At 58.6% G+C, this 15,372-nt stretch carries 14 protein-coding genes and 1 pseudogene; 5 read left to right on the top strand and 10 right to left on the bottom strand.

Annotated elements, in window-relative coordinates; genetic code table 11:
* A partial coding sequence (locus AKU79_RS01045) for an ATP-binding protein (RefSeq protein WP_197087168.1) occupies positions 1-431 on the top strand: 431 nt, incomplete at its 5' end.
* Between the two features lie 72 nt (positions 432-503).
* Here the strand turns inward: AKU79_RS01045 and AKU79_RS01040 are convergent.
* Positions 504-1,208: pseudogene (locus tag AKU79_RS01040) on the bottom strand (ArdC family protein); the annotation flags it as partial.
* Positions 1,209-1,248: 40 nt separating this feature from the next.
* Positions 1,249-1,719, bottom strand: coding sequence for a hypothetical protein (locus tag AKU79_RS01035; RefSeq protein ID WP_231580069.1), 471 nt, complete (start codon positions 1,717-1,719; stop codon positions 1,249-1,251).
* A gap of 352 nt (positions 1,720-2,071) precedes the next feature.
* Between AKU79_RS01035 and AKU79_RS01030 the strand changes: the two genes are divergently transcribed.
* Complete coding sequence (locus AKU79_RS01030; protein WP_050521740.1) at positions 2,072-2,365, top strand: hypothetical protein; 294 nt, start codon at positions 2,072-2,074, stop codon at positions 2,363-2,365.
* A 28-nt stretch (positions 2,366-2,393) separates the two neighbouring features.
* Here the strand turns inward: AKU79_RS01030 and AKU79_RS01025 are convergent, their stop codons facing one another.
* From AKU79_RS01025 to AKU79_RS01000, 6 genes are all read right to left on the bottom strand, one after another.
* Complete coding sequence (locus AKU79_RS01025; protein WP_050521739.1) at positions 2,394-2,648, bottom strand: hypothetical protein; 255 nt, start codon at positions 2,646-2,648, stop codon at positions 2,394-2,396.
* Entirely contained in the window at positions 2,641-2,910 is a 270-nt protein-coding gene (locus AKU79_RS01020) for a type II toxin-antitoxin system prevent-host-death family antitoxin (protein ID WP_050521738.1), read from the bottom strand. Before AKU79_RS01020 ends, AKU79_RS01025 begins: the two co-directional genes overlap by 8 nt.
* Before the next feature lie 689 nt (positions 2,911-3,599).
* A complete protein-coding gene (locus AKU79_RS01015) occupies positions 3,600-4,649 on the bottom strand; it encodes a helix-turn-helix domain-containing protein (protein ID WP_050521737.1) in 1,050 nt (349 codons plus the stop codon).
* Positions 4,650-4,804: 155 nt separating this feature from the next.
* Positions 4,805-5,875, bottom strand: coding sequence for a plasmid partitioning protein RepB (gene repB / locus AKU79_RS01010; protein WP_050521736.1), 1,071 nt, complete (start codon positions 5,873-5,875; stop codon positions 4,805-4,807).
* A complete protein-coding gene (repA, locus tag AKU79_RS01005) occupies positions 5,875-7,062 on the bottom strand; it encodes a plasmid partitioning protein RepA (protein ID WP_050521735.1) in 1,188 nt (395 codons plus the stop codon). Before repA ends, repB begins: the two co-directional genes overlap by 1 nt.
* A 282-nt stretch (positions 7,063-7,344) precedes the next feature.
* Positions 7,345-8,226, bottom strand: a complete 882-nt coding sequence (locus AKU79_RS01000) for a recombinase family protein (RefSeq protein WP_050521734.1) — start codon at positions 8,224-8,226, stop codon at positions 7,345-7,347.
* 226 nt (positions 8,227-8,452) lie between these two features.
* Here AKU79_RS01000 and AKU79_RS00995 point away from each other — a divergent pair, with 226 nt between their 5' ends.
* The 3 genes from AKU79_RS00995 to AKU79_RS00985 all read left to right on the top strand — a co-directional run bounded on the left by AKU79_RS00995 (position 8,453) and on the right by AKU79_RS00985 (position 13,074).
* Complete coding sequence (locus AKU79_RS00995; protein WP_050521733.1) at positions 8,453-9,550, top strand: hypothetical protein; 1,098 nt, start codon at positions 8,453-8,455, stop codon at positions 9,548-9,550.
* Between the two features lie 143 nt (positions 9,551-9,693).
* Positions 9,694-10,395 carry a BON domain-containing protein gene (locus AKU79_RS00990; protein WP_231580068.1) on the top strand — a complete coding sequence of 234 codons (702 nt, stop codon included), beginning with the start codon at positions 9,694-9,696 and terminating at the stop codon, positions 10,393-10,395.
* Between the two features lie 675 nt (positions 10,396-11,070).
* Positions 11,071-13,074: a protein-L-isoaspartate(D-aspartate) O-methyltransferase gene (locus tag AKU79_RS00985; protein ID WP_050521732.1), complete on the top strand. Its 2,004-nt coding sequence runs from the start codon at positions 11,071-11,073 to the stop codon at positions 13,072-13,074.
* A 33-nt stretch (positions 13,075-13,107) separates the two neighbouring features.
* Here AKU79_RS00985 and AKU79_RS00980 read toward each other — a convergent pair whose 3' ends face one another.
* Both AKU79_RS00980 and groEL read right to left on the bottom strand, forming a co-directional pair.
* On the bottom strand, positions 13,108-14,031 hold the full coding sequence (locus AKU79_RS00980; RefSeq protein WP_197087166.1) for a helix-hairpin-helix domain-containing protein: 924 nt from the start codon (positions 14,029-14,031) through the stop codon (positions 13,108-13,110).
* Positions 14,024-15,124, bottom strand: coding sequence for a chaperonin GroEL (gene groEL, locus AKU79_RS00975; protein WP_050521731.1), 1,101 nt, complete (start codon positions 15,122-15,124; stop codon positions 14,024-14,026). Before groEL ends, AKU79_RS00980 begins: the two co-directional genes overlap by 8 nt.
* Between the last annotated feature and the right edge of the window lie 248 nt (positions 15,125-15,372).

Genomic DNA, 15,372 nt, shown 5'->3' with positions numbered 1-15,372 from the left:
CCCTTGGCATTCAGGCCATCGAGCATCACCGTACGCGCGTCCGCTTCTTCTCGACGGTTGAACTGGTCAACGCACTGGAGCAGGAAAAGGCCCAAGGCAAGGCCGGGAAGATCGCTGAGGCGCTGGTCAAAACCGACTTGGTGATCCTGGATGAGCTGGGATATCTGCCGTTCAGCGCCTCCGGCGGCGCGTTGCTCTTCCATCTTCTGAGCAAGCTGTATGAACGCACCAGCGTCATCATCACCACCAACCTGAGCTTCAGTGAATGGGCCAGCGTCTTTGGCGATGCCAAAATGACCACAGCACTGCTCGATCGTCTCACACATCGCTGCCACATCCTCGAGACCGGCAATGACAGCTACCGCTTCAAGGCCAGCTCCGAAACAGCGAAGAAAAAGCGAAAGGAGGCAACAGCATTGACGCCATCATAACCAGCAGATCATAACGGCTGGGTGGGTCAGATCTCGATGAAAATGCCGGGTCAGTTCTCAATGACAATCAACAGACGTGTTGCCAAACTTCGAGAACCCGAAATCACGGTTCAGTCGATGGGGGGCTTTCGTGGCATGGGCCAGCTCATGGGCCCAGACCCCGTAAAAATTGCGCGGGTCGTGGAATCGCGTGATGGACGGCATGTAAACCTTGTCCACGGGGGGCAAATAGTAAGCTTCCGTCCCCGTGAAGACGGTCGTGATGTCGATGGCGTCGAAAAACGCCTGCATATGCGGGATGGGCTCGGACGGCAGATGCTCGGGCGCAGGCTCCGGGTCGGGGTAGAAACTGTCGGACAAGCCCTCGATCTGGCAGGCATTGAATACGCGATAGGATTTTTGGAAGCGGAAGACGCGGGCCTCCTCGGAGCGATCATCCCCGTCGCTGCGGTCATCCTCATCGCCGGCGTCCCTCCGGCTTTGACCGTAGTAAACGACGACAGAGGACTTCTCGCCCTTGCGAACCTTTGCGTCCAACGCATTGGCTTGCGGCAGCGTCATCCAGAAGGGAGAGCTGTGGCCCGCCATCACGGTCCGCATCGTCAGCAGGAAGTTGTTCACCCCCTGGTAGGGTTCACCGCCCACGCGCAGGGGACGAGAGCTGCCACCTGCGGTCCATGACTTGCGCCACGGCAGGACGCCGCGCTCGATGATGCGGATGATTTCGTTTGTGATGACCTCGGAGGCATCGAATTTGGGCGTACGGGATCGGGCCATGGCTGGCCTCCTTTCGAGTTTTGGTGAGAGCGAATGGGGATCAGATTGACTGACGGGGGCGTGGATCGTTGGCGATCCTGGCACCGAGGGCTTCGACCATGTCGATGTAGGTGGTCAGCGAGACAGACCTGCCGGCACCCCAAGGTTCAGAGTCGCCCGATCCGTCCCGCGCCACCCGCGGCAACTTCGCGAAGGCAATCACATCGGTGACGGGTCGGATATCGATCAACGGGGTCCCTCGTGCGACCGCAAGAGTGGCCAAGGGAAAGCGCTCGATCGGCGCGAGGGTCGACACGGTAGTCCAACCAAGATGGATGAATGTCCCGCCCTCTCCGCAGATCACATGCGCGTTTGGCAATAACGCCGCCTGCTTCAGATAGCCGAGGTCACGCAGGACAGTCTCGCGCTCGCGCCGTTGTGCCTGGCCCGTCTGGTCGGTTCGGCGTAGTTCCTTGTGTCGCCACCACGAGGCAGCGGTCGCGCGCAACACGCGCAAGACACCTGTTTGCATGGGAATGCCCTTCATCAGGAAAGACAGACCGGAACCCGGCCCGGACCCATCTGAGGGACCCCAAAGGCCCTCATCCGTCAGTCACAAAACCCGAAGAACACTTTCACTCTTTAGGGATCTGATGCCGGGGAGCGTTAAATGCAAAGCTCATGAGAACGTAGGATCCTCCACTTTCCGGCATCAGACACCAATTAGGAACAGGATCAGGCCCGGACGCCCTCTTTCGGGCATCCTCAGGCCTGACCTCCCCCGGCCCTCCTCTTCCTCTCAAACCCCATGATTTCCACAGGCGGCTTGCTTTTGTTCCTGTTATGTTCTATTTTAAGAACCACGCTAAGAAGGGAGATCCCCGATGGAAAGCACCACTTACGCCCTGCCCGCGACGCCCAAGCAGATCGCCTATGCGCGCGCGCTGGCCCTGCGCAACCAGACGCTTCTGCCGTGGGAGGTTCAGCAAGATCGGCGCTCCTTGAGCGCCTGGATCGACGCACAGGCCAAGCTGAAGCCGCGCCCGCAGGACAGCCGCCCGACATCAAAGCAGGTCGCCTTTGCCGAGCGTCTCGCCCGCATCAAGCGCCGCGCCGTGCCGGATGAATGTTTCCGCGACAAAGGGCTGATGTCGAAGTGGATCGACGGGAACAAGTGAAGCTGGGCTAACCCTGCGGTGATCGAGACTACTTCAGCCGATCGACAACGGATGCCCCACCCGACCTGGCAAGCGCGATCAGGCTAGACTGGATCTTGGATGTGAAGACGGAACTGAACGTGCCGATAGGCGTGCGGTCCTCCCAGACATAGGACCGCTCCAGAATATCCGTGTTGATCTCGTCCAGCATGACCCATTTGCGGCCCTCGGTCTCACCGGCCATCTGTTCGCGTTTCCACAAGAACGGATAGCGGAAAACCTCTCCAGCACTCGGCTTAGTCATCAGACTGCGTCAAGTCCCGCTCGAGCCCTTCTATCATCAGCGCCTTGAGGTCCTCGGGCATTTCGTCAACCATATGAGCCTGTTGCGTAGCCCCACGGGTGAGTTGCTGATACTGATCCATGCTCATCAGCACGAATTTCGGCTTGCGATGCTTGGTGATAGCAATCGGCGACCGAATGGCCGCGTCGAACAGGTCACTTGTGTGCCGCGTCAGGTCGGCCGCCTTGAACTCTGGAAGTTCATGCATGATCTGGGTCTCCATTTATGCAGAATATACGTACATTCTGGATATTCTGCAAGAGATGGGTTGAGCCCTCCCATGTGCCATCCGAACCGCCGCACGGTCTCAATGTAGGTGTACTCATAAGCGGTGTTGCCGTTCTCGATGGACTCGTCCGAGGTCAGGTGGTCGTAGCCGCGAGAGACTGCCAGCGCGTCGTAGCGGTCAAACATGACTAAGGCCCCTGCCCGCCCTATGTCTGTCGGATTGGAGGCTAACGGCCGGATCTCGATCTTTTGGATATCTGCTTCCAACATGCCAAGCTGCGTATCGATCTCCGGGGGCTCTCATCTTGTCTAGCGTACTCTTCTTCCAAGGCCTGATACTGGGAGAGTAGTTTGGTATGGGTCGCTTCTTCATCCGTCACCAGCCAATCGAGCAGCATTGTGCAACCCTCAGCGTTATAAGCATTAACACAGACAAACACGGCGGTAAGGTTGGCGACCTAGGTCGAGTCGTCTGTGAACATCTAGCAAACCTGGAATGGCTTCTTGTTCCATGATAAGTTGATCACATCCCAGACCTGCACCTTACGCGGGTGATCTGGGTTCACCTTCAAACTAACATTCTTGTTCTTGATGATCGTATGGTTTGAAGTGTGCCGCCTTTGTCTCTTGATCTTCGATGGCTATGCAGACTCACCAGCCGGTCGAGTTTATGTGGCAAGAGCATCAGTTTGCTTGCCTCATCATAGCGTCGAGGTAGGCGTTGTTGTTTTTCACCTGTCCTGTGCTGGCTCTCAAAATTAATTCGTCGAGTGCAATAAGGAGCTGCCCTGGACCTTGTTCCCTAAGGTGTTTCATGATCCTGCCTTGTTCTATTCTTAGCAATTTTCCGACATTGGCCAACATTTCGACAACTGATTGATGATCTCTTGGTTCATGTGGGAAGAAGTCCGATACGTTTTTCAGGTCCGTCCAAGCCATAAGTGTTGGATCCTGGCGTTCCTGAAAGCCTGAGCTACTGCACGCACCTGCTCTATCCTTTTTTATATTCAATCTTGTGGGTTCTACGTGCCGGACATTTTGTCCGTCGTCGCCGGACATTTTGTCGGGCATTGTTTCCTGAGCGTCATGGTTTCCGGCCGGAAACTCTCTGATGGTCGCTCCGGCTAACTCTGCCAGCTTCTTGATAAGCTCTAGGATTTCGTCGGCTTTGAGAGTTGCGCGGCGTAGGATGTTGCGCACGTTTTGGAGAAATGTGAATGTCTCATCATCGTTTGCTTGGCGCAAAGCTTCCACACGAAGAGCCAGCGCTTCCGCCCGGAGTGACCGTAGCTCTTGTTGATCGCCGACAAGCTGTTCAGCTTGTTCTGTGAGCTCACTCTCCCGATCAAACATTGGCTGTAGATCGAAGCCAAAGGCATCTCTGATCAATCCACCGTAGCGAAGAGGGAACCGTTTGCGGGTTGCGCTATCCCTGCGTTGGATCAAATTGGCGTCCACGAGGCGTCCGATACACCGTCGGATCGTTCTCTCGTTCAGACCGTTCGTTCTCTCAGACAACGATGCGTTTGAGGGGAAGACGGTAGTCATTGAAGCTGTTTGTCCGGCCTTCTTCGGCATGAAGCTGATTAAGGCCTGCAGTGTCACAAGATCATTTGGTGTCAAACCGAGTTCTTTGCGAAGCGTTCGGATCGGCTCGATGACCCTGTACGGGTTCGTATCGGGTAAAGAAGATCGTTCCGCCAAGGCGGGTGTGTGAGAAAATACCTGTCTCATGATGATGTCGGCTGAAAAAGCTTCCCCGTTCACCGCGAACGGTGTTGAAAACGATTCGGCTTTGGGGTATCAATCAGGTGTCTAAGCTAATCGAGGCCCTTCGGAAGCACTGCTTTCGGGGGGTTTTTCCTTTTCTGGCCTGTCCTCCTTTCTGCTCAGTTTTCGTTATCGTCTATGTCAGGACCATCAAGATCCTGATCCCTGCCGGAGACTGGGTTACCTATGGGTTCCATTTTCTCTGGGGTAATGATCTGCCCTGGATCAGCGGCCTTCGCGTTCGCCAACGCGAGAAGAGCGGCCTCTGGATTCTCAGAGATCCACTTATGAAGCCCGTCATCTCCGTTCTTGACGGTGATGATCACGTTTCTTTTGGTGACCTTCACCATCCCGAGTTTTGTCTTGATTGCCGATGGGGCAGGGGGCTTGTGCTGTTTCAGGAGCCCTTCGAAGATCGCAAAGCGTTCGTCGGAGGTCTTGCCTGAACCTCTGGATTCCATGAGAGCATCATGGAATTCTCGGTTTCCGGCCGGAAACCCTTCATCTCCAGAGAAGCCAAGGCTCTCATAAGACTTTGCGGCAGCATACCAACGATCCCGTCCCACCCCGGGTGCCGCCCCGATCTTTTGGATGAGTTCAGTCGGAATACAGGAAGTGACTTGTTTCATGCGAGCAAGTCCCGTGAGCTTGTCACCGGCTTTCCTGGCTTTCTGATCGATGTTGAGGGCGTCACAGACCAGTCCCTCATCCTTGCCGGACTCTATGAGAGAACGTGCAAACAGGGCTTTCTCGATCCAGCTGAGGTCTTTTCGGAAGCTGTTCTCTTGGCCTTGCGCAAGAATCGCTTGATCCTCATCCAAGCCTCTGATGAGAGCCTTTGCGGGCTTGCCAATAAGTCGAAGGGCCGCTAATCGCCTGCGCCCATAGATGATCCTGTACCGCCCCCCTTCGGGGCTCAGAAGTATCGGGATAAGCTGTCCCTGCTTGTCAATGCTTTCAGCCAGTTCCCTGATGTCATCTTCGTCATCCAGGGCCAGACGATCCTGGAACTCGGAATCATCAATAAGGTCGGTACTGATTTCTTGAATTGAAGATTGTGCCGCATCCTGAAGAGAACGGGCCATTCCCGAAAGGGCAGGGGCTCGTGACTGGGTTCGAGTCGGAGAAATCGACGAGCTCTGCTGCTTTTCTTCATCCTCGGGAATGTCGAATGTGACTTTGCGGGCCATTACTTACGCCCCCATGCCGTTTTGATGAGCCCTTCGACCTCCGCCACAACCCCGTTGATGGACTCGATAGCCCGATCGTACGTCTGGCGATGAAAATCCGTTCTGGCGATCTCGAACAGTGTCTGTTGCGTGAGCCCAGCGTCAGAGACTGCGGAGGATTTCAGGAAAGGCTGAGTAAGAACGTCATCCGTGAACATGGTCCGCAGGAATGCCGCCATCTGGGTTTGGGGGCCGTCATTGGGCTCGAAACGAGTGATTAGAAATCTCATGAAGTCCCAGTCGGGCGATGCGCCCACATCAGCAATTGTTGCCATGAGGCTGGATGTGAGCTGCAGGAATTGGGCCATCGAGGCGACGTCAAGCATGCTTGGAATGACAGTGACGACTAGGGATGTCGACGCTACCAAAGCCGATAGTGTGGTAAACCCGAGTTGCGGTGGGCAGTCGATGACGACAATGTCGTAGTCTGTCTCGACTTCATTAATGCAAAGGGCAAGCCGCTGATAGAACGGCGGCCTGATATTGTTTCGAAGGGCGTGTGCGGTTTCGGTCTCGAACTCAGAGAGCAACAAGCCGGCCGCGGCTAGATCGAGGTTGTGGAAATACGTTTTGCGCACAACGTCTCTAAATGGGATAGGGTCCTCGTACCGAAGGGCATCGTACACCGTTCCGGCCTCAGGGAAGTCGATTTCCGGCCGGAAACCGAACATGGTGGTCATTGAGGCTTGCGGGTCGAGATCGATTGCCAGAACTCGATAACCATCAAGGGCAAGCTTTTGGGCCAGATGGATCGCCGTTGTCGTCTTCCCAGCGCCCCCTTTGAAGTTGGCGATCGAAATGATCTGGATATGCTCCCCATCCCGACGACGAGGAACGATATGCTGGAACTTGGTGCTTGACCGGGCTATTTCTTGGCGCGCTATATCGATTTGCTCTGCAGTGTAGAACCTGCGGCCGCGGGCGTCTGTCTCGATATCACCGAGATCGAGCTTGTCCTCGAAAAACATCTTCCGCAAAAAATCCTGGCTTACCCCGAGGATCTGGGCAACTTCCGTGGATGAGAAGCGTCTGAGAGCCTTTCGTTCATCAGGTAGAAACGACTTGCGCATATTCACATCAAGCGATTTGCTTAGACGTGTCGCCATCGTTTGGATCTTTTGATCCATTCTGATCCGCTGCTCGTTCATGCCCGTCCCGCCGCCCGTCTTCCGGGTCTATCTTGAGAAGGAACGCAAAACCGCCGGAAACTGATGGTTAGCGTTCTTCCGCAAAAATGTCAGGAAAGCGTTTGACAGGCAAGGATTTTTTCAAATGGTGGGTCGGTGCCCGATGAAATCATTTAGTTACAATGACTTATCCTATTTCACGGTTCCAGCGCGTCAAGTGCTTGTGTCGCTGCCATCTCTTAAACGCAAGATGTACCCGATTCACATAGGCGGTTTTGCTTCCAAAGAACGAATCTGAGTCTCTTAAATCATTCCCAGACTCTCGGCTCGCTCCAACAGCATCTTGACCGATGAGGGCTGCCATCTCGTTCGGCCACGGGGCGTGCGTTCGCGCATAGATTCCAGCCGTTCACAGATCGCTTGAAGCGTGATGTCAGGATCTGCGCCCTTGATGCCAGCAATAATGGCTGGCAGGCGATCGTCCGTTTCGCGGCGCCCGGCGCGGGCCAGCACCTCGGTAGGCAGGAAGCCGTCGCGGACAAAGGCCTTCACAGCGCGCAGCAGACGGCTTTGGGTCCAGCGACGCGCCTCGGGCAAGGGGCCGTTGATGATGCGCAGCACGTCCTCCCAAGCCAAGCCGGGTCGCAACCGGCGCACGTGGGGCACCCAATCTTGTGCCATCTCGTTCAAACGCTCCATGTAGCCGTCCTGTCGCGCCAGCCGCACTCTGCGAAGAGCAGCAGGGTCTTTGGCACGCAACCTAGGGTTCCCGCCCACGCGGCCCTTTGTGCGCGCGCTGGCGAGGCCGGCCTTGGTGCGTTCCCGGATCAGGGCGCGCTCGAACTCGGCCGCAGCGCCCAAGACCTGCAGCGTGAACTTGCCTTGCGGGGATCCGGTGTCGATCGGGTCCTGAATGGAACGAAAGAATGCGCCCTTGGCCTCCAGCCGCTCGATCACCTCCAGCAGATGCGACAGGGATCGCGCGAGGCGGTCAATCCGCACGACCACCAGCGTGTCGCCCTTGCCGATGCGCTCCAGCACCCGCGCAAGCACCGGCCGCGCACGATTGCCGCCCGAGGCCTGTTCTTCATGGATCTCGGCGCAGCCTGCGGATTTCAGGGCCTGCGACTGGGGCAGGGGGGTCTGATCCTCGGTTGAGACGCGCGCATAGCCGATCAGGGGCATCAAAACAGGCCGTTTGCAGTTTCACATAGCACTAATAAACGACCGTTTGAAAACGAATGCAAGCAAGTGTTCTCTCGTCGTGCTGGCGCACAATCCCTTGGATTCCTTGCGCTTAGCGCGTTCTGAGAGGTTCCGCCGGCAGTCGTGCGCACATACTATATTAAGAGCGCGGGCAACCGCTACAAAATCGCTTGGGTAATGTGCAAAAGCATAGTATTTTGCACACATGAAGCTGCAAGCATCTACTTTTTCAGAAAATTTCGGTGACCCCTTCATCACAGTCGAGGAGGATGAAGAGGCTCACGAAGACGATCTCTGGTTCCTGCCTGGGCCACTCGAAGAAGAACCGGATGATTTGCCTCCCGGGCCACGGGCGGAACCGCCCGACACCGCTGTTGTCGATGACTGGGCAAAGGCAGAGGGGGTTCACGCTGCGCGACTGGCAAGAGTGGCTGGACGCCTGGGAGCTCTGGATGACCGGCTGCTGCGCGGTCCGGAAGGCTGGCGGCATCGGCTCGCTCTTATCGAGGCGGCGGATCTTAGCTGGTTTGCAGGGGATCGGGTAAGTTCTGATCGTCTGGCGCTCTGGGTATCGATGCGGCTCTCGGGCGCACAGGATGACCCAAATGCCCTGGCAAGAGTTGGATGGGCTGTTCGGCGCCTGACTGGCGGTCCCGGACCAAAAGGTGACTTGGCCGCCTTTCTGGATCGCCGCGATCCCGAGCACATTGAAGACAGCGCAGAGCGTTTCGAGGATCGCGCGGGCGGATGGCTGGACGTAATGGCAGCCGCAGCGGATCTCCATTCGATCACGCGGGCTTGCATGGGATTTCACCTTTGGAGCCTCGCGGGCCTCGGGCAACAGGGCGACCCGATGGAAGCGGCGGTCACAGCGGCGCGCGTCGCGTCCAGCGAGGGCAAGGGAGCCGTCTTCGCGCCGCTGGCCATGGGCGGGGCAGCGGGGTTGCGCGCCGGTGGTGCACCGGCTGAGCGCTTGGCTCGCTGGCTCGAGGGGATGGAGACGGCCTGTCTAACCGCGATGCGACACCTTGATGACATCGAAGTCTGGTCGGCGCGGGCGGCGATCAAGATGGCGCCGCTCTCAGGCAAGATTCCGCCGGCCTTGCGCGCCGTGCTGACCGAATGGCCACTGGTCTCTGCGCCAATGGCCGAGGACCTGACCGGCGCCAGCCGCGCCGCCGTTCAGCGCAACCTCGCTTGGATGGAAATGCGGGGTGTGATCCGCGAGGTGACCGGGCAGGGACGGTATCGGATGTGGCGTGCAACTATACAATCCGATCAAAGAAAACAGGCCGGTTCCTGATTTCAGGAGAAATCGATTTCAAAGGCGAAATGAGTTGCTTCGCAGGACAGTCGCGTGTTCTGGATTCGAGGGCCCACTGATCTGGACAGATCAGGTCCTCGTCCAGCGCCTTTCGGAACGGTCGTTGCGAGCCGTCAATGCCAATGAAAGTTCGTAAAAATACAATCCTCGACGTGGTTTGCATGATGGAGGAAGAAATGACTGATAAGCGACTACGACTGGACATCATCGACGAGCTTGATTTCGAGCCAAGCATTGATGCTGCCGACATCGGCGTGGCGGTCGATCAGGGTGTCGTGACGCTGACGGGGCATGTCCGCAGCTACAGCGACAAGATCACGACGCTGGAGATCGTTGAAAGCGTCGTGGGCGTCCGTGCCATTGCCGACGAAATCGAGGTCCGACCAGTTGGCGCTCACGTTACAGCTGACGATGAGATCGCGAAACGCGTCGTCAATTCGCTGAAGTGGAACACGTCGGTACCGGAAGACAAAATCCATGTCACGGTCGCCAAGGGCCGGGTTACCCTCGAGGGCGATGTGGAATGGCGATATCAGGCGGATGCCGCGGCACGCGCCATCGGTCGGCTGACGGGTGTCACCGGTATAAACAACCATCTCAAGGTCCGGCCGTCGGTAAAGGCTTCGGACGTATCGGAGCGAATCAAAAAGACTCTCGTGCGCGATGCCGAACTCGATGCCTCGGGAATCCGCGTGGCGGTTCATGACGGGACCGTGACGCTTGAGGGGCAAGTCCGCTATCTGGGCGAACGCAGGAGCGCGGAGCGCGCAGCTTGGGCGGCCCCCGGCGTGACGAACGTGATCGATCACCTGGCGGTGCGGTGACCCCATCATTTTGAGCCGGACGGCGCGGCTGCTTGCCTGATCATCCGAATCCTGGAAGCAGATCATCTCCCAGCCAGACATTGCGTCCAGTTCATGCGCCTATCCCGTGTTCGAGGCTGGGCCGAGGGATGCGGCGTAGCGGTCGGGCCATCTCGGGGAATGGGCGACGCGATCATTCGCGCACTTTGGCCACACGGAGCATGGCCTCACCCAGAATATGAGCCTGCCTCGAAATGTGCTTGGGTGGAAGATCGCTCGTAAGGATAGCAGGGTGGATCAGTTGACTGCCGTCAATGCGTGAGGGTGCGCGCATGCTGCAGGTTTACGACGAAATTGACAAAGAGAAATACCCGGCATGGCGAACCAAACTGGAAGTTCTGAACAATAGGTTGCAACGCTCGCGGTTGGGGGTGAGCCTTCTGAGCCGGTGCCACCGGAAGAGCCGGTGACACCGCCAATGGAGAGGCCAGAGTCACCACCGGAGGAGTTATCCCGAACCGCCGGGTGAAATTCCGCCCCAAACGCCGCCCGATGTGGTGCCCTTGCCCGGCGAAACACCGCCCGCTCCGCCGTCGGAGATTCCGCAAGAAGGCTTAACCGTATTGATCGCCAGCCATGTGTGGTCCCGCCCCGCTGCAATTCCTGCACCAGGGAGAGGTCGAAAGGAGGCGTGACATGCCCAGCTACAATGACCTTCGCAAGGAAATGGTCGAACGCCAGATCAGGGCGCGCGGGGTGCGCGATCCGCTGGTTCTGGATGCGATGGGACGCGTGCCGCGCGAGCATTTCGTGCCCGACCACCTGAAAGGCCAGGCGTATCGGGATCGCCCGCTGCCCATCGATGCCGGTCAGACCATCTCTCAACCCTATATCGTGGCCTATATGATTGAGGCGCTCGCGCTCAATGGCGGCGAAAAGGTGCTCGAGATCGGCGCGGGCTCGGGCTATGCCGCTGCCGTTCTGGCCGAGATTGCGGGCGAGGTCTTTGCCATCGAACGCCACGGAACACTGGCCTCCAGGGCCACGGCGGCGCTACAGGACGCCGGTTATACGAATGTCCACATCTTTCACGGGGACGGCACCCGGGGCTGGCAGGACGAGGCGCCGTTCGATGCGATTCTTGTGTCAGCCGGAGCACCCTTCGTGCCCGAGACACTCAAGTCCCAATTGGCCAGGGGCGGACGGATGGTCGTACCCGTGGGCAGCGACCCGCGCGCCCAGGAATTGGTCCGCGTCACGCGGCGCGACAAGGGACAGTTCGACCGCGAGGATCTGGCCGATGTGCGTTTCGTGCCCCTGATCGGCGAACAGGGCTGGGAAGGCGAGACGGAGGAGGCGCAAACAGCACCACCGCGCCTGATCCAGCACCATCCACGCCAGACGGAAGGCTTGCCGAGGCTCATTCGGACCTTCGCCGAGCCATTCGAGGAGGTGGAGAACGCACCGCTCGACATGATGATGGAGCGTATTGGAGATGCCCGCGTGGTGCTGATTGGCGAGGCGAGCCACGGCACGTCCGAGTTTTACCGGATACGCGCGCTCATTACGAAAAGGTTGATCGAGGAAAAGGGCTTTACGATTGTTGCCGCCGAGGCCGACTGGCCTGATGCCGCCCGCATCGACCATTATGTGCGCCACAGTGAGACACCGCCGTCGGAGTGGCAGGCTTTCGCCCGCTTCCCCACGTGGATGTGGCGCAACGAGGAGGTTCGTGCTTTTGCCGATTGGCTGCACGAGTGGAACGCACCACGCGCTCCGCTGACGCGCGTCGGCTTTTACGGTCTGGACCTCTACAGCCTGTTCAAATCGACGCTGGCGATCATTGAGTATCTGGAGGATGTGGATCCCGATCTCGCTCGGATTGCACGCCAACGTTACGGATGCCTCAGCCCATGGGAGGCCGATCCGGCCGCGTACGGCCATGCAGCCCTTACTGGGGCGTATCGCAATTGCGAGAATGATGTGACTGCGATGTTGATTGATCTGATGCGAAAACGTCAGGTATATGCGCTGAGGGATGGCGAGCGCTTTCTGGATGCGACGCAAAACGCGGCACTGGTGGCCAATGCCGAGAAATATTACCGGATCATGTACTACGGCTCGCGCGCTTCTTGGAACCTGCGCGATGATCACATGTTCGAAACCCTCCTGAACGTAATGGAATTCCACGGGGAAGGTGCACGCGCGGTGGTCTGGGCGCATAATTCGCATATCGGCGATGCCCGCGCGACCGAAATGTCACGTCGGGGTGAGCGCAACCTGGGCGAGCTTTGCGCGCGCGGGTTCGGCCGCGAAAGCTACCGGATCGGGATGGGCACGGATCATGGCACGGTCGCTGCGGCCAGCGACTGGAACGGTCCAATGGAGGTCAAGCAGGTAAGGCCATCCCACCCGCAAAGTTACGAGCGGCAATTCCACCTTTCCGGTCTGGCGGGGCTCATCCTGCCGCTGCGCCCAGAACCCGGGCGCGACGTGGTCACGGAACTCTCGAAACCGCGTTTGGAACGTGCCATTGGGGTAATCTACCGCCCCGAGACCGAGCTTGCCAGCCACTATTTCGAAGCCGAGCTTCCCCGCCAGTTCGACGAATACATCTGGGTCGACACAACCAGCGCGGTGATGCCGCTGGCGACCGGACAGATCCGGGGCTTGCCCGATACTTATCCGTTCGGAACGTGAACCGAGGACTACCCGCTGACATCGCAACCGCGTTCAAAGGGGTGGCGTGTTCTTGACAGCAGCAGCGACGCCGGTCGGGGATGTCGCATAGTGCAGCCTGCATTCGTCCTCACGACCACGGACGACACGCATTCCGGCCAACGAACCCGTCCGTTCGGTCACAACGGTGCGGCGACCCTCGGGCCCGTCTGCGTCTTGGAAATAGATTACGACCCAATCGCGTGTGCGATCCAGTTCATGCGCCCGCGCTGTGTTCGAGTACAATACGGTCAGATGCCAGTCACCGCGCCGGGCGTGCATGATCGGCAGCCACGCCTCACCGGTCGGATTGAAGCGTTTCGGTGCTATGCGCCGCAAATCTCCGGTTTCAGCTTGTGTGCGGTAGAGAGCGTCTGCATCCAGCAGAAGTGAAACCGGTGGCTCATCACCGTCATGAGCGAGCGTGGTTTCGCGGCGATGTCGCGCCAATCTTTTACCAAGCACCGCCAGAATGGCCGCCCGCCGCCTTGGCCCGATGCCGGGGACAGGCGTTTCGCCGAGACGAAGTGCTGCTTCCAGATCTTCCAGCGTTTCGATGTCCAGCGTATCGACCAGGCGTTTGGCAAGCTTCTTGCCAATACCGGGAATGGAACCGAACAGCGCTTCCGGTGTCAGGCTGCCTTTCAGGCGGTCGAGCTGTTGCCAGTGGCCTGTTGTCAACATCTCTACGATCGCTGCGGCGATGCCCCGGCCGATTCCCCGCAATGCGACGAGCGCTTTCGCGCCGCCCGTTTCAAAAACGTTGCGGAGGGGATCTGAGAGCGCCTCGATTTCGCGGGCGGCGGTGCGGTAGGCCTTGATCCGGAACCCATCGTCGCCCTGAGCCTCCAACAGGTCTGCGTATTCGTTCAGACGTGCAGCAATCAACCTGTTTTGCGTCGGCACAAGCGGCATGTCGGCTGCGGCGCGATCAGGCATGGGCGTCGAGCGCCTGACGCGCGGGTTTGTCGTCGTCTTCCGGCACCTCAACCATCGTTGCTTCGGTCAGAAGTAGCGTACCGGCAACGGACACCGCGTTTTCGAGGGCGATGCGGACAACCTTTGTCGGGTCTAGGATACCGGCCTCCAGCAGATCAGTGTAGATGTTTCGCGCCGCATCGAACCCCCAGGCGCCGGACCCCTTCTTCATTTCGGCAAGCACGACACCTCCATCCATGGCCGAGTTCTCCGCGATCTGCCGGGCGGGCGCCCCAAGCGCTCGGGCGAGACAGAGCACGCCCGTTCGCCGGTCGCCTTCGATCTCCTTTGCCACCGTCTCGACGGTTTCGATCACGCGGACAAGCGCGAGGCCACCACCGGGCACGACGCCTTCCTCGACCGCGGCCTTCGTGGCATTGATTGCATCGTCCAGCGCCTCCTTGCGCGACTTCAACTCCGCCTCCGTCGCAGCACCCGCCCGAATGACCGCCACGCCTCCGGATAGCTTCGCAAGACGTTCGCTCAGTTTCTCACGATCGTAGTCCGACGTGCTTTCGTCGATCTGCAGCTTGATCTGCGCGATCCGGGCTTTGATCTCGGCCGGGTCGCCGGCCCCACCGACAATCGTTGTCGATTCCCTGTCGACACGAACAGATGCTGCCCGCCCCAAGTCATCAAGGGTGAGTTTTTCGATATCGACCCCGAGGTCAGGCGAGACAAGGCGACAGCCAGTCAGGGCCGCTATATCCTCCAGCATCGCGCGCCGACGGTCGCCGAAACCCGGCGCCTTCGCGGCAATAACCTTGAGCGTCCCGCGCAGCCGGTTGACGACCAGCGTCGCAAGTGCCTCATCGTCGAGATCCTCGGCCACGATGAGCAGCGCTCGACCTGCCTGCATCACCGATTCGAGAAGCGGCACCAGCGGCCGCAGCCCGCTGAGCTTCTTCTCGTGCAGCAGGATCGCGGGATCCTCGAGCTGTGCCGTCAATGCCTCGGAATCGGTAACGAAATAGGGAGAAATGTAGCCGCGGTCGAATTGCAGCCCCTCGACCACCTCGAGCACCGTTTCGGTGGTGCGGGATTCCTCGACCATGATGGCGCCGTCGTCGCCGACTGTCGCGTAGCCCTTAAATGCGGTATACGAAAGTCAACAAAATCAATGGGGCGGCTTTGCCATTAAATATGGTATTTTGCCTTTAAATCTGACATTCTTGCCGTTAAAGCTGACACAGGGTGCGCGGGGTTGGACGGTTGGCAGCGATAGTGGGTAATAACGAAGACTGTGGCGATGCTGGTGCTGAGGCGCTGCGCCGGGCATCTGTCCTTCGACCGCTTGTAAAA

Origin of the sequence: Pseudorhodobacter wandonensis (assembly GCF_001202035.1) — a bacterium.
GTDB classification, from domain to species: Bacteria; Pseudomonadota; Alphaproteobacteria; order Rhodobacterales; family Rhodobacteraceae; genus Pseudorhodobacter; species Pseudorhodobacter wandonensis.
The sequence above is the reverse complement of the archived record's forward strand: the minus strand, read 5'-3'. Positions and strand labels throughout refer to the sequence as shown.